The organism is Cellulomonas sp. McL0606 (assembly GCF_058248365.1).
The window spans coordinates 3,486,605-3,500,581 of sequence record NZ_CM177779.1 but is presented as its reverse complement, the minus strand read 5'-3'; the positions used below and the strand labels follow the sequence as shown (position 1 = coordinate 3,500,581).

Sequence of the window (13,977 nt, the reverse complement as noted above, 5' to 3'; positions counted from 1 at the left end):
ATCAGACCTTGTGCCGCTCGCGGAACTCGCCCAGGTGCACGCCGCGCCTGCGGGCCGAGGCGATGACGATCCCGGCGAGCAGGAGCAGGAACCCGGCTGCCAGGACCATCCCGCTCGTCGCCGACACCGTGACCTGCGTGATCGTCTTGTGCCAGCCCGACGACGTGAGGATGAGCAGCGTCTGCTCCCGCGCGATCGACGGCGTGTAGAGGTAGAAGGCGCCGGCCGCGGTCAGCACGGCTCCGCCCGTGATCGGGACGGCTGCGGTCCAGATGCCCAGGAGCAGCACGCAGCCGAGCAGCAGCAGCCCGAGCGTCACGAGCACGATGCCGACCGCCGACGTCGACGCGTCCCAGCCGTCCACCTGCGCCTCGAGGATCTGCGACTCGCCCAGCAGCAGGACCGCGACCCCGATCGGCGCCAGGATCAGGCCGACGATGATGCCGAGGATGCGTGACCCCACCGACGGGCTGCTCGGCGCGTTCGGGTCCGGGAACAGGCGGCCGTCCACGTCGGGCTCCGGCGTGATCGCTCCGTAGGAGGCGACCGGCTCGGGCGGCGGGGTCGCGACGAAGGCCGCCGCGGCCGTGGCGATCGCCGGGTCGACGGGGTCGGCGGCCGGTGGTGCCGTGGGCGCGGCGACGGGTGCAGCCGGCACAGCCACCGGTGCAGCCGGCACGGGCGCGGTCGCGAGGACGGGCGCCGGCGCCGGGTCGGCCGGCGGGACGGGCGACGGGCGGACGACGGCGTGGCGGCCGGTGTCGAGGCCGACGGGGTCGGTCGCGGCGGGTTCGCCGGCGGCGGGTTCCTCGGGGACGGGTCCCTCGGCGGCTGCTTTCGCGACCGGATCGGCGGCGACGGGCTCTTCCGTCACGGGTTCCTCGGCGACGGGTCCCGGTGTGACCGCCTCGGCCGCGGTCGGTTGCTCGGCGGCAGGTTTCGGCGTGACCGGCTCGGCGGCGGCCGGTTCCTCAGCGACGGGTGTCGCGACCGGCGCGGCGGCACCGTCGTCGGGAGTCGTCGGGACCGTCTCCTCGGGGGTGCTCCCCTCGGTCTGGGCGGTGGCGTCGTCGGCCGGACGATCCGGGTCGGAGGTGCTCATGCATGCTCCTCGGGGCTGGCGCGGGTGCGGCATCGAGCGATGCTGCGGTCTCGTTCACCGTATTGCGGGCACCGCCTCGACGCTGTGCGGCGCGCTCTGCGGCCGCGCGCGCGGGGGAATGGCGCAGGCGACGCAGGGGTTGCGACGCCATGTGACCCTCTTGTTCTCGCCGCTCACGATCCGCGGCACCACGTTCGCCAACCGCGCCTGGCTCGCGCCGATGTGCCAGTACTCCGCGACGGACGGCAGCCCGAACGACTGGCACCTCGTGCACCTCGGTGCGCGGGCGGCGGGCGGGTTCGGGCTCGTGATCGCCGAGGCCACGGCCGTCGTGCCGGAAGGGCGGATCTCGCCGCAGGACACCGGGTTGTGGCACGAGGGTCACGTGGCGCAGTGGAGACGGATCACCGACTTCGTGCACGCGCGCGGCACCAAGGTCGGCGTGCAGCTGGCCCATGCCGGTCGCAAGGCCTCGACGTACCGCGGCTTCGACGGGCCCCGCGGCTCGGTCCCGCCCGACGACGGCGGCTGGCAGACGGTCGGCCCGTCGTCGCTGCCGTTCCCGGGCTACGCGGCGCCGCGTGAGCTGACGATCGAGCAGATCGGCGCCATCCCGGGTGCGTTCGCGGCGGCCGCCGTCCGTGCCGATCGGGCCGGGTTCGACGTCGTCGAGCTGCACGCGGCGCACGGCTACCTGCTGCACCAGTTCCTCTCGCCCCTCTCGAACGATCGTGTCGACGACTACGGCGGCTCCCCGGAGAACCGGGCGCGGCTGCTGGTGGAGACGGTCGACGCGGTCCGGGCCGCGTGGCCGGCCGACAAGCCGCTGTTCGTCCGGCTGTCCGCGACCGACTGGGTCGAGGGCGGGCTGGCCGTGGCCGAGGTGGCCCTCGTCGCCAAGGAGCTGGGCGCCCACGGCGTCGACCTGCTGGACGTGTCCACCGGCGGCAACGCCCCGGCGACGATCCCCGTCGGCCCCGGCTACCAGGTGCCCGCGGCGCGGGAGGTGCGCGAGACGTCCGGCCTCCCGGTCGCCGCGGTCGGCCTGCTGACCGACCCGCTGCAGGCGGAGGCGGTGCTCGTCGACGGCTCCGCGGACGCGGTCCTGCTGGGTCGGGAAGGCCTGCGCGACCCGTTCTGGCCGCTCCGCGCAGCCCACGACTCGGCGTGCCGACGAGCGCGCTCCCGGTCGACCCAGGCACGGCCGACGTCGTGACAGGGACGGTCGAGACCGGCTGGCAGGCGCCCTATGTCCGGGGCACCTGGGTCTGACGGCGCGAGAACGGCAGTTCGGCACGAGAACGGCACTTTGAACTGTCGTTCTCGTGCAGAACTGCCGTTCTCGGCGAGCCCGGGTCCGGGGCCGGGGCGTCAGATCGCGTACGTGCCCTCCGCCGGGGCCTTGTACTCGGCGGCGCGTGAGACGGCTGCCGCGACCCTCGTCGTGACCTCGGGGTTGAACACCGACGGGACGATGTACGTCGGGTTGAGCTCGGCGTCGGTGACCACCGAGGCGAGTGCGTAGGCGGCGGCCAGGAGCATCTGGTCGGTGATCCGGTGCGACTGCGAGTCGAGCAGTCCCCGGAAGACCCCCGGGAACGCGAGCACGTTGTTGATCTGGTTGGCGAAGTCCGACCGGCCCGTGCCGACGACGGCCGCGTGCAGGGCCGCGTCGTCGGGATCCACCTCGGGGCGGGGGTTGGCCAGGGCGAACACGATGGAGTCGGAGGCCATCGTCGCGACGTCGTCTCCCGTGATGACGTCCGGGGCGGAGACCCCGATGAAGACGTCGGCGTCCTTGAGGGCGTCGGGGATCGAGCCGGTGATCCCGCGCGGGTTGGTCACCGCGGCCGTCCACTTCAGAGACTCCGCCAGTCCGGGGCGGTCGTGCCGGATGACGCCCTCGATGTCGGCGACGACGACGTCGCGCGCACCCGCGGCGAGCAGCAGCTTGAGCACCGCCGTGCCGGCCGCGCCGGCGCCCGAGAGCACGATGCGCACGGTGTCGAGCTGCTTGCCGACGACCTTCAGCGCGTTGGTCAGCGCGGCGACGACGACGATCGCGGTGCCGTGCTGGTCGTCGTGGAACACGGGGATGTCGAGGCGTTCGCGCAGCCGTGCCTCGATCTCGAAGCACCGCGGCGCCGAGAAGTCCTCGAGGTTGATGCCCGCGAACACGGGGGCGATCGCGCAGATCGTCTCGACGATCTGGTCGACGTCCTGCGTGTCCAGCGCGATCGGGAAGGCGTCGATGCCCGCGAACCGCTTGAACAGCACGGCCTTGCCCTCCATCACCGGAAGGCTGGCCAAGGGCCCGATGTTGCCGAGGCCGAGCACGGCGGTGCCGTCGGTGACCACCGCGATGGTGTTGCGCTTGATGGTGAGGCGGCGGGCGTCCTCGGGGTGGGCCGCGATGGCCTCGCAGACGCGCGCGACGCCGGGCGTGTAGGCCATCGACAGGTCGTCGCGGTTGCGCAGCGGCACCTTGGACTCGATCGACAGCTTGCCGCCGAGGTGCATGAGGAACGTGCGGTCGCTGACGCGGTCGACGACGACGCCGGCCAGGTCGCGCAGCGCGTCGACGATCTCGGCGGCGTGCTGCTCGCCACGCGTCGCGCAGGTGACGTCGACGGTCATCTGCTCGTGGCCCGAGGCCGTGACGTCGAGGGCGGTGACGATGCCACCCGCCTTCTCGATGGCGGTGGTGAGCTCACTGACCGCGGTCGGTCGGGCCCGCACCTCCAGACGCGCCGTGATGGACGAGGAGACGCTCGGTGACACCATCTCGCCATTGTGTCGCTTTCGCGGGCGTACTGGCTCGTAGGGTGACGCGCGTGAGTCTCGAACCTCTGCTGCTGCTGCCCGGTGTGCTCGACGCCGTCGAGCGCGCGCGGGTCGCGTGCGAGGAGCTGCGCTGGCACGAGGCGTACCGACGGCGCTGGCGCGAGGTGCGGGCCGAGGCGGGGCTGCGGTCCGCCCGGGAGTCGGCCGCCCTGGAGGGGGCGCGCGTCCCGCTGTCCGTCGTGCGGGCGCTGGCCACCGGCGGGACCGCGACCCGGCACACCGTGCCGTCCGGGCTTCTCGACGACGAGCCCGTCGTGACCGGTGCGCTGCGCGCGACCGTCGTCGTCGAGGGCCTGATGCCCACCCTCGGGGCGCGCGGTGCGGTTGCGCTGCCGCCGTTCGGTCAGCTGCTCGCGCGCGTGCACGCCGCCGCGACCGGGGGCTGGCTGCCCCCCGAGCACGTCGGACGGCTGCGGGTCGACCTGCCGCCCGCCGACCTGACGGGGCTCGGACCGGCGCTCGGCGGGTCGGAGCTGGCGGCCCGCGTCGACCTGCTCGGCGCGACGGTGGCGTCAGCCCCGGCGGCGACGCCCGCGCTCGTCGTCGCCGCCGTGGTGCACGCCGAGCTGCTGACGCTGCGACCGTTCCGCGCGGGCAACGGCGTGGTGGCGCGTGCGGTGGCTCGGCTCCTGCTCACCAGCCGGGGCCTGGACCCGACGGGTTCGGTGATCGAGGCGCGGGCGCTGAACCCGTACCTCGGAGCCGCGGCGGGCTTCGCCACCGGCACGTCCGCGGGCGTGGCGGCCTGGATCGTGGCCTGCTCCGCGGCCGTCGTCGAGGGCGCCGACCGGGCCCGCGCGGTCGCCGAGGGTGTGCTCGTCGGGGCGCTTCCCGCCGACTGACTCGGCCGCCGGGGTGCTCGGAGCCTGTCCCACGCAGCGGACGGGTGTCCCAGCATGCGGCGCCCGCGTGGCTGTGGCCTGCGGTCCGGCCCGTGGGGGTTCCCTTCTGAGTCGCACCGGAGTAGCAAGGGAGTCACAACTGCATGACCCGCGAGGGCACCCACGCGCAGGAGAGCCCACCTATGGGCAGGTCGACCGGGCTGGTCCCGTCGCGACCGACACCGGTGCACGCATGATCACCCTCCGGTCATCGTTGGCGACGGCGCCCCTGTTGGGGGCGCTGTCGTTCGTCACGGGCGGCGCGCCGGTTGTGGACCATCGTCGACCGCAACCTTGGGCGCGATCGCTGTGACGCCATTCAGCGTGTTCTCGACGGGTGGTCGCCGCTGTCAGCTTCGGCGGCGACGGCGGAGCAGGAGCCACGTCACGACGAGCGCCGCCACCACGACGGCGACGGCGCCGGACGTCAGGACGCGGGCGGGGGGGCGGGGGAACGAGAACAACGGCACGGGCCGATCGAAGGTGAGCGAGCCCCAGCCCTTCTCCGCCGCGAGCCGGCGCAGTCCACGATCGGGGTTCACCGCGAAGGCGTGGCCGACCACGCCGAGCATCGGGGCGTCCGTGATCGAGTCGGAGTACGCGTAGCTGGCCGACAGGTCGTAACCCTGCGCGTCGGCGAGCGCCGCGATCGCGGACGCCTTGTTCTCCCCGTAGGCGTAGAAGTCGATGCCACCGGTGTACCGGCCGTCCACCACGTTCATGCGCGTGGCGATCACGTGGTCCGCACCGAGCGCGGCCGCGATCGGCTCGACGACCTCCGAGCCGGACGCCGAGACGACGACGACGTCCCGGCCGGCCGCGTGGTGCTCGTCGATCAGCGCCACCGCCTCGAGATAGACGGTCGGGTCGATCGACTCGTGCAGCGTCTCCGCGACGATCGAGGACACCTGGGCGACGTCCCAACCGGTGACCATCCGGCTCAGCTGCGCGCGCAGCCGCTCGGTCTGGTCCTCGTCGGCACCCCCGACCAGGTAGAGCAGCTGGGCGTAGGCGCTGCGCATCACGGCCCGCCGCGTGAGCAGCCCCTCCGCCAGGAACGGCCGGGAGAACGCGGTGGCCGACGACGTCGCGATGATCGTCTTGTCGAGGTCGAAGAACGCCGCGGTCCGGGGCACGGACGCGGCCGGCGTCTGTTGCTCGTCCATGGTGCTCCGGGGGTCGTCGGCTGCGTGCTCCGCGAGCCTAACGGGACTGACCGACACGTGACGGATGACCAGGTCGAGCCGCCCACAGCCCTCGCTCAGCAAGGGCCGGGAGATCGGCCTCGTCGACCCCCTGACCGGCGATGCAGGCTGGCTGGGCGCCGGCGACCGATCGGCCGGGACGGGGTGGAGATGGTGGCCGTGGTGCTCGGGGTCGTGGGGGCGCGCGGCGGCGCGGGCGCGTCGACGTTGGCCGCAGCGCTCGCCGGACAGCTCGCCCGACGAACCGCGACGGTGCTCGTGGACCTCGACCGCGGCTCGGGCGGGATCGACGTCCTGCTCGGGCTCGAGGGGATCGACGGGGTGCGGTGGCCCGACCTGCGCGACGCGCGCGGCGACGTCCCGGGGGCCGACGTCGTCGCGGTCCTGCCCCGCTGGGGGTCGTGCGCGGTGCTGAGCGCCGACCGGTCGCGATCCGGCGCGCCCGAGCCCGCGGTGGTGGCGGACGTGCTGCACGGGTTGTGCGCGGCCGTCGGCGCCGTGGTGCTGGACCTGGACCGTTCGGCCGTGGTGGCAGGGGAGTCGCTCGTGGCCGTGTGCGACAGGGTGCTCGTCGTCGCGCCGCGGGACCTGCGCTCGGTGGCGGGCGTCCTCGCCATGCGGCCGTTCCTCGGTCCCGACGCCGGGCTCGTCGTGCGCGGGCCGGCGCCGGGCGGGCTCGGGGCCTCCGAGGTCGCGGCAGCGGTCGGCCTACCGGTCGTCGGCTCCCTGCGTCGGGACCGCCGTCTCCCGTCGGCCCTCGAGCACGGCGGGCTGGCGATGCGGGGCCGGACCGCCCGGACCGCCGGCCGCCTCGCGCGGGGTGTACTGTGAGCCTCGACGCCGCGTTCCTCGACCGGGTTCGCGCGCGGGTCGGGGTCGGTGACCCGCTGGACGTCGCGGTCGAGGCGGCCGCACGCTCGTCGGGTCTGGTGCTCGGGTCCAGCGCCCTGCTCGCGACCTCGCGCTCGGTGCGCGACGAGCTGTTCGGCGCGGGGCCCTTGCAGACCCTGCTGGACGACCCGGACGTGACCGACGTGCTGGTCAACGGCCCCAGCGACGTGTGGGTCGAGCGCGCCGGCCGGCTGATGCCGGCGGCCGTGGACCTGGGATCCGAGGCGGACGTGCGGACGCTCGCGGTCCGGCTCGCGGCCGCCGGCGGACAACGCCTCGACGACGCGTCGCCCACGGCCGACGCCTGTCTGCCCGACGGCACGCGCCTGCATGCGGTCCTGCCGCCGGTGGCCGGCGCCGGGGTGCTGCTCAGCCTCCGGGTGGTGCGGACCCGTGCCTTCACGCTCGACGAGCTGGTCGCGTCCGGCATGCTCGCCCGGGCTCTCGTACCGGTGGTCCGGGCCCTGGTCGCCGCCCGGGCGAACCTGCTGGTCTCGGGCGCCACCGGGTCGGGCAAGACCACCCTCCTGGCCGCCCTGCTCTCCGTGGTGCCGCACGACGAACGGATCGTCGTGATCGAGGAGGCCGGCGAGCTGCGGCCGGACCATCCCCACGTGGTGCGGCTGGTGGCACGCCGACCCAATGTCGACGGTGCCGGCTCGGTCGGGCTGAGCGAGCTGGTGCGGCAGGCCCTCCGGATGCGGCCCGACCGGATCGTGCTGGGTGAGTGCCGAGGGGCCGAGGTCCGCGAGGTGCTGACGGCCCTCAACACCGGCCACGACGGCGGCTGCGCGACCGTGCATGCGAACACCGCCGCGGACGTCCCGGCTCGGCTCGAGGCACTGGCGGCGTTGGCGGGCATGTCCCGGGACGCGGTCGCGGCGCAGGCGTCGAGCGCGCTCGACGCCGTGCTTCACCTGCGACGGTCGGCGGGCCTGCGGTACGTGGCGGAGGTCGGCGTGGTCCGCCGCTCCGGCACGGGGGCGCTCGAGGTGGTCGACGCGCTCCGGGCGGATGCGGGCGGCGCGTGCGTGCGTGGGCCGGGCTGGCCGGTGCTCGCGGAACGGCTCAGGCTGTGAGCGTCCTGGTCGCCCTGGCAGTCGCCGCGGCGGTCGTCGTGCTCGGCGTACGGGTGCCGCGACGGGTGGGACGGCCGGCGACGACAGGAGGAGGTCGGCCACGTCGAGCCCCGGCCCGGGCGCTGGAGCTGTCGGCGGTCGTGGCCGGCGCGGCGGCTCAGCTGCGGTCCGGTGCCTCGCCCGCCGATGCCTGGCAACGCGCCCTCGGCAGTCGGGCCCCGACCGTCGCCGGGTTGGTCGAGCGGTCCACCGGCCCGCGTGCGCGGCGTGGGGCGCGTACCCAGCGGGCCGCTGCGGTGGTGGCGGCTGCCCGGTTGTCGGAGGAGCTGGGCGCCCCGCTGGCCACGGTCCTGGATCGGGTGGGCGCGGGACTCGCCGCCGACGAGGAGAGCGAGGGCGAGCGGATCGCGGCGCTCGCCGGACCGCGTGCGACCGCTCAGGTGCTGGTGTGGCTCCCGGCGCTCGGCCTGCTGCTCGGTGCGGCGCTCGGTGCCGACCCGGTCGCCGTGATCGTCCGCGGCGGGACCGGCACCTTCGCGGCCATAGCCGGCGCGGTGCTCGTGGTGCTCGGGCGGTGGTGGACGGCGTCGCTGCTGGCGCGGGCGGCGCGCGACGACGTCGGGGACGGCCGGTGGTGACGGCGGTCGTCGTCGCTCTCGCGGTGCTCGGTGCGACGAGCCCGTGGTGGGTCCGGCACCCCCGTCGGGCACCGGCCGCCGGTGTCGGGGCGGCCGCGCCACCGACGCCGTCGGACCCCGTGCTCTTGCTGGACCTCGTCGAGGTGGCGCTCTCGACGGGTGCGTCCGTGCCGCGGGCGCTGGCCGCGGTCGGGTCGGCGGTGCGCGGGCCGGCGGGTGACTGCCTCGCGCGGGTCTCGGCGTCGCTGCTGCTCGGGGCGTCGTGGCGGTCGGCCTGGGCGGGATCGCCCGCGTCCCTCGTGGACGTCGCCGACGTGCTCGAGGCCAGCTGGACCACCGGCTCGGCGCCGGGCCCCGCGCTGCGCGCTCGCGCCGACGAGCTACGCCGACGCCGTCGCGTGCGCGCCCGCGCGGCCGCCGGCGCCCTCGGCGTGCAGCTCGTCCTGCCGCTCGGCCTGTGCTTCCTGCCGGCATTCGTCCTGCTCGGGCTCGTGCCGATGGTGCTCAGCCTCGCGACGGCGCTGTTCGGCGGTGGCTGACGGACGGCAGCGTGCGCGGGCTCGCTCCCGTGACTGACGCGTCCACAGCCCTGGTCTGGGGCACGGGGTCTGTGGCGCCGGTTGCGGCCGCCGTGCGCGACGGAGGCTGAGGGCGACGCCGGATGGGCCGCGTCGCCACGGGATGCGCCGAAGCGTCGGCGCAACGACGAGGGGAGAGCGAGATGACGAGTAGCGACGAGCCGACCGGTGGTGCCGACGACCGGGCCGCGCCGCCGTGGCAGGAGCCGATGTCGGCGGACCGGTCCGTGCACTTCCTGGAACCGCGGCTGGTGGCTCGTCGTCGGGCGGTGCTGCCGGATTTCACGCGGACGGTGCGGGACCGCGGGCTGCACGTGCGCGACGAGCTCGCCGAGGCGGGGATGGCGACCGCCGAGTACGCGATCGCGACGCTCGCCGCGGTCGGGTTCGCCGGGCTGCTCGTGGTCATCCTGCGTGGCGACGAGGTGAAGGGCTTCCTGCTCGCCATCATCCGGCAGGCGCTGGGCCAGTGAGCCGGGAGGACCGGGGGAGCGTCACCGCCGAGCTCGCCGTCGGGCTGCCGGCGGTGGTCCTCGTGCTCGTCGCGCTGCTCGCCGTCTCGGCGTCGGCCATCACGCAGACTCGCTGCGCCGATGGTGCCCGGGCGGGTGCCCGGTCGGCGGCGCTGGGACAGGACGACGCCACCGTCGTGGCCACGGCGCAGCGGGTCGCCGGTGCGGGGGCCGCGGTGAGCGTGTCGCGGGCGGACGGCTGGGCGAGCGTCACGGTCTCGGCGAATGTCGGCCCGTGGCGGGGGGTGCCGCTGCGCTCCGCGTCGACGGCGGTCGCCCGGGACGAGCCATGAGTGCACGGTCGCGCCGATGGGTCGTCGTTCGAGCGCGGCCTCGGTGGCTCGCCGACGGGTGCCGAGACGGCCTCGGGTCGCGGGGCGACGGCCGGACCAGGAGGTGGCCGTCGGGCGACGAGGGCTCCGGCACGGTGCTCCTCCTGGGGCTCGTCTGCGTCGTGATGCTCCTGATGGGCTTCCTCGGGGTGCTGGCGTCGGCGCAGTCGGCCCGGGCACGGGCGCAGGCGGCCTCCGACCTGGCTGCGCTCGCTGCGGCGACCCGGCTCCTTCCGCTCGGTGGCGGTGACGCGTGCGGGATGGCCGGCCAGACGGCCGTGCGCAACGGCGGCCGGTTGGTGGCGTGCGTCGACGAGGGCGGCGGGGTCGTGCGGGTCCGGGTCGAGGTGGCGACCCGGATCGGTTCGGCCTCGGCGGAGGCGCGGGCGGGTCCGGTGTCGGCCCGGAGCGACGGGTGACCGGTGACCTGTGACGGCTGACCTGTGACCGGTGACCTGTGACGGCTGACCTGTGACGGGTGACCGGTAACCGGTGACCGTGCGCCGCCCGGGGGTCAGCCGAAACGATCAGGCGGGCGCGTGGGCGAGGACCGCGTCGAGCAGGCGGACCGCGGCGGCCTTCTCCAGGGGGTTGTTCGCGTTGCCGCACTTGGGCGACTGGACGCAGGCCGGGCATCCGGAGACGCAGCGGCAGGAGGCGATGGCGTCGCGGGTGGCGCGCAACCAGGTGGCACCCAGCGTGAACCCGCGTTCCGCGAAGCCCGCGCCGCCGGGATAGCCGTCGTGCACGAAGACGGTGGCCGTCCCGGTGTCGACGTGCAGCGCCGTGGACAGGCCGCCCAGGTCCCACCGGTCGCACGTGGCGAGCAGCGGGAGGAGCCCGATCGAGGCGTGCTCGGCGGCGTGCAGGGCCCCCGGGACGGTCTCGGCGTCGACGCCCGCGGCCTCCAGGACGGACGGCGGTGCGGTCCACCAGACGGCTGTCGTGCGCAGGGTCCGGGCCGGGAGGTCGAGGGTCTCGTTGCCCAGGATCTGCAGGTCGGGGATGCGTTTGCGCTGGTATCCGGTGACCTGGGTGGTCACGTCGACCGCGCCGAACCCCCACGTCACCGGGCCCCAGGGGACCTGGGCGTCGACCGACCGGATCTCGGTGCTCGTCGCGTAGCGGGCCCAGGTGCCGTAGTCGACGTCGCGCCGGGTGACGAGGGCGACACCGTCCTCGAGCCGCAGCTCGTCGACGACGAATGTCGCGCCCTGGTGCACGTAGACGGCACCGGTGTGCACGGTCGAGTCGGCGGACGCGGCATCCACGGTGCCGAGCAGGCGGCCGGTCACCGACTCCACGACGCGGACGGGATCGCCCCCCGATCCGCGCAGGTCGGTCAGCCGGCTGGCCGCCTCGTTGCGGGTCCAGTACCAGCCGGAGGGCCGCCGCCGCAGGGCGCCACGGTCGACCAGCTCGCCGAGCAGCTCGAACGTGCGGGGGCCGAACCGGTCGAGCTCCTCGAACCGCAGGGGCAGCTCGGCGGCGGCGGCGCACAGGTGCGGGGCCAGGACGTACGGGTTCGTGGTGTCGAAGACGGTGGCCTCGACGGGGGTGTCGAAGATGGCCTCCGGGTGGTGCACGAGGAAGGTGTCCAGCGGGTCCTCGCGGGCGACGAGCGCGACGAGGCCGTCCGAGCCGGCCCTGCCCGCGCGGCCGGCCTGCTGCCACAGGGATACCCGCGTGCCGGGCCAGCCCGCGATGAGGACCGCGTCGAGCCCGGAGATGTCGACGCCGAGCTCGAGCGCGTTCGTCGTCGCCAGCGACAACAGGGCCCCGGTCCGGATGGCGTGCTCCAACGCGCGCCGCTCTTCTGGCAGGTAGCCGCCGCGGTAGGCCGAGACCCTGCGGCCGAGGGACGGGTCGACCTCTTCCAGGTGCCCCCGGGTCGACGCCGCGACGGACTCGGCGCCGCGGCGCGAGCGCGTGAACGCCAGCGTGCGGGCGCCCGCGATCGTGAGGTCGGCCAGCAGGTCGGCGATCTCGGCGGTCGCGGTGCGCCGGGGACGGTCGGCGGGCTCGCTGACTACGCGCTCCCCGGTCCCGAGCGGGCCCGAACCCTCGCGTCCGACGACCAGACCGGGCTGTGCGGTCGGCGCGGTGCCGGGGGTCGGCGAGGAGTCTCCCCAGACGTCGTCCGGCGCCGGAGGCGCGAGCGAGCCGGGCGCTCGGGCCAGGTCCGGCAGGGGCAGGTCGGTGGTCCATGGGTCGTCGTCGGAGGACGGGTACGCGACGCCGGGCAGCTCGGGCGGCTGCCACAGGACGAACGTCTTGCGCCCGGCGGGGGAGGCGTCGTCGGTCACGGCCTGCACGACGGACGGGTCGACGCCGATCAGCCGGGCGGCGCTGACCGCGGGGTCCGACGTGGTCGCCGAGGCCAGCAGGAAGGTCGGTGTCGCGCCGTACGACTCGGCCAGTCGACGCAGGCGCCGCAGGACGAGCCCGACGTGTGCGCCGAAGACGCCGCGGAAGGCGTGGCACTCGTCGAGCACGACAAACTGCAGCGACCCGAGCAGTCGCGCCCACCGCCGGTGCTGCGGCAGGAGCGCGAAGTGCAGGAAGTCGGGATTGGTGAGCACGACGTCGGCGTACTCCTGCACCCAGCGGCGCTCTTCGAGCGAGGTGTCCCCGTCGCAGGTCGCGATGCGCGTGTCCGTCGTGCCGGAGGCGACGAGCAACCGGTCGAGCGCGACGAGCTGGTCGGCGGCCAGGGCCTTGGTCGGGCACAGGTAGAGCGTGGTGGCGCGCCGGGTCAGCGACTCGATGCGTCCCGGGTCGAGGGTCGAGCGCGCGGCGGCCGCGCGGACGCGGGAGAGCGCCGGCAGCCAGAACGCGAGCGACTTGCCGGACCCGGTGGAGGTGGCCAGGACCGTGTGCCGGCCGGACCACGCGGCGTCCGCGGCCGACACCTGGTGCGTCCACGGGCGGTCCACGCCGAGCGCCCGGTACCCGCGCACCAGGTCGCCGTCCGCCCAGGTCGGCCAGTCCGCCTGGGTGCCCGCGCGGGCAGGCAGGTGTCGGACGTGGGTCAGCCGGTCGGCTCGTCGGCCTCCCGCGAGCAGCACGTCCAGCAGCTCGCCGGTCCCGACCACCGCGCAATCCTCGCACCGCGGTCCGTCAGGCAGGATCAGGGTATGGCGGCGCGCATCGACCTGAACTGCGACCTCGGCGAGGACGTCGACCCGTGGGAACCGGGCGTCGACGGTCTGGACACGCTGCTGCTCGGCGTCGTGACGAGTGCGAACGTGGCCTGCGGCTTCCACGCCGGCGACGCGCGCGTGATGGCGGCGGTGTGCCGGGCCGCCGCGGCCCGTGGCGTGGCGATCGGCGCGCACGTGTCCTACCTCGACCGCGACCACTTCGGCCGCCGCGCGCTCGACGTGCCGTCGGACGTGCTCCGGGCGCAGGTGGCCTACCAGCTGGGCGCGTTGCAGGCGGTCGCGCGCAGCGTGGGCGCCTCGGTCGCCTACGTCAAGCCGCACGGAGCGCTGTACAACACGGTGGTGCACGACGAGGCGCACGCGCGGGCGGTCGTGGAGGCCGTCGACCTGCCCGTCGTCGGCCTGCCCGGTTCGGCCGTGCTGGCGCTGGCGCTGGCGAAGGGGTTGCGCACGGTCGCGGAGGCGTTCGCCGACCGCGGCTATCGCGCCGACGGGACGCTCGTCCCGCGCTCGCAGGACGGTGCGCTGCTCACGGACGCGGCGCAGGTCGCAGCCCGGGTGGTCCGGATCGCCGAGGCGGGGGTCGTGACCTCCGTCGACGGGACGGACGTCGACGTGCGTGCCGAGTCCGTGTGCGTCCACTCGGACACGCCAGGCGCTCTGGCTCTCGCCCGCAGCGTGCGGCGCGCGCTCGAGGAGTCCGGCGTCGCCGTCCACGCCTTCGCGACGACATGAGCGCAGTAGAGACAAC

General features: G+C 75.1%; 14 protein-coding genes. 10 read left to right on the top strand and 4 right to left on the bottom strand.

What is annotated here, in order from left to right:
• Nucleotide 1 precedes the first annotated feature (1 nt).
• Entirely contained in the window at nt 2-1,102 is a 1,101-nt protein-coding gene (locus tag AC38ZX_RS17775; RefSeq protein WP_491295363.1) for a hypothetical protein, read from the bottom strand.
• A gap of 151 nt (nt 1,103-1,253) precedes the next feature.
• On the opposite strand from AC38ZX_RS17775, the gene AC38ZX_RS17770 reads away from it, so the two are divergent.
• Complete coding sequence (locus AC38ZX_RS17770; protein WP_491295362.1) at nt 1,254-2,318, top strand: NADH:flavin oxidoreductase/NADH oxidase; 1,065 nt, start codon at nt 1,254-1,256, stop codon at nt 2,316-2,318.
• Nucleotides 2,319-2,473: 155 nt separating this feature from the next.
• Here AC38ZX_RS17770 and AC38ZX_RS17765 read toward each other — a convergent pair whose 3' ends face one another.
• Nucleotides 2,474-3,886, bottom strand: coding sequence for an NAD-dependent malic enzyme (locus AC38ZX_RS17765; RefSeq protein ID WP_426593141.1), 1,413 nt, complete (start codon nt 3,884-3,886; stop codon nt 2,474-2,476).
• Between the two features lie 50 nt (nt 3,887-3,936).
• Here AC38ZX_RS17765 and AC38ZX_RS17760 point away from each other — a divergent pair, with 50 nt between their 5' ends.
• On the top strand, nt 3,937-4,788 hold the full coding sequence (locus AC38ZX_RS17760) for a Fic family protein (protein WP_491295361.1): 852 nt from the start codon (nt 3,937-3,939) through the stop codon (nt 4,786-4,788).
• A 389-nt stretch (nt 4,789-5,177) separates the two neighbouring features.
• On the opposite strand, the gene AC38ZX_RS17755 is transcribed toward AC38ZX_RS17760, so the two are convergent.
• Nucleotides 5,178-5,993, bottom strand: a complete 816-nt coding sequence (locus tag AC38ZX_RS17755; protein WP_491295360.1) for an HAD family hydrolase — start codon at nt 5,991-5,993, stop codon at nt 5,178-5,180.
• Between the two features lie 198 nt (nt 5,994-6,191).
• On the opposite strand from AC38ZX_RS17755, the gene ssd reads away from it, so the two are divergent.
• From ssd to AC38ZX_RS17720, 7 genes are all read left to right on the top strand, one after another.
• A complete protein-coding gene (gene ssd, locus AC38ZX_RS17750; RefSeq protein ID WP_491295359.1) occupies nt 6,192-6,863 on the top strand; it encodes a septum site-determining protein Ssd in 672 nt (223 codons plus the stop codon).
• On the top strand, nt 6,860-8,002 hold the full coding sequence (locus AC38ZX_RS17745; protein WP_491295358.1) for a TadA family conjugal transfer-associated ATPase: 1,143 nt from the start codon (nt 6,860-6,862) through the stop codon (nt 8,000-8,002). The genes ssd and AC38ZX_RS17745 overlap by 4 nt, the downstream gene beginning before the upstream one ends.
• Entirely contained in the window at nt 7,999-8,640 is a 642-nt protein-coding gene (locus tag AC38ZX_RS17740) for a type II secretion system F family protein (protein WP_491295357.1), read from the top strand. The genes AC38ZX_RS17745 and AC38ZX_RS17740 overlap by 4 nt, the downstream gene beginning before the upstream one ends.
• Nucleotides 8,634-9,179 carry a type II secretion system F family protein gene (locus AC38ZX_RS17735; protein ID WP_491295356.1) on the top strand — a complete coding sequence of 182 codons (546 nt, stop codon included), beginning with the start codon at nt 8,634-8,636 and terminating at the stop codon, nt 9,177-9,179. The genes AC38ZX_RS17740 and AC38ZX_RS17735 overlap by 7 nt, the downstream gene beginning before the upstream one ends.
• A 182-nt stretch (nt 9,180-9,361) precedes the next feature.
• Nucleotides 9,362-9,691, top strand: a complete 330-nt coding sequence (locus AC38ZX_RS17730) for a DUF4244 domain-containing protein (protein WP_491295355.1) — start codon at nt 9,362-9,364, stop codon at nt 9,689-9,691.
• Entirely contained in the window at nt 9,688-10,023 is a 336-nt protein-coding gene (locus tag AC38ZX_RS17725; RefSeq protein ID WP_491295354.1) for a TadE family type IV pilus minor pilin, read from the top strand. Before AC38ZX_RS17730 ends, AC38ZX_RS17725 begins: the two co-directional genes overlap by 4 nt.
• Nucleotides 10,020-10,481 (top strand): Rv3654c family TadE-like protein, encoded by a 462-nt coding sequence (locus AC38ZX_RS17720; RefSeq protein ID WP_491295353.1) that lies wholly within the window; start codon nt 10,020-10,022, stop codon nt 10,479-10,481. Before AC38ZX_RS17725 ends, AC38ZX_RS17720 begins: the two co-directional genes overlap by 4 nt.
• A 108-nt stretch (nt 10,482-10,589) precedes the next feature.
• Here AC38ZX_RS17720 and AC38ZX_RS17715 read toward each other — a convergent pair whose 3' ends face one another.
• The gene (locus AC38ZX_RS17715) at nt 10,590-13,157 is read right to left on the bottom strand and encodes a DEAD/DEAH box helicase (protein WP_491295352.1); all 2,568 of its coding nucleotides are present in this window, start codon (nt 13,155-13,157) and stop codon (nt 10,590-10,592) included.
• A 42-nt stretch (nt 13,158-13,199) separates the two neighbouring features.
• On the opposite strand from AC38ZX_RS17715, the gene AC38ZX_RS17710 reads away from it, so the two are divergent.
• Complete coding sequence (locus tag AC38ZX_RS17710; RefSeq protein ID WP_491295351.1) at nt 13,200-13,961, top strand: LamB/YcsF family protein; 762 nt, start codon at nt 13,200-13,202, stop codon at nt 13,959-13,961.
• The last annotated feature ends 16 nt before the right edge of the window (nt 13,962-13,977 follow it).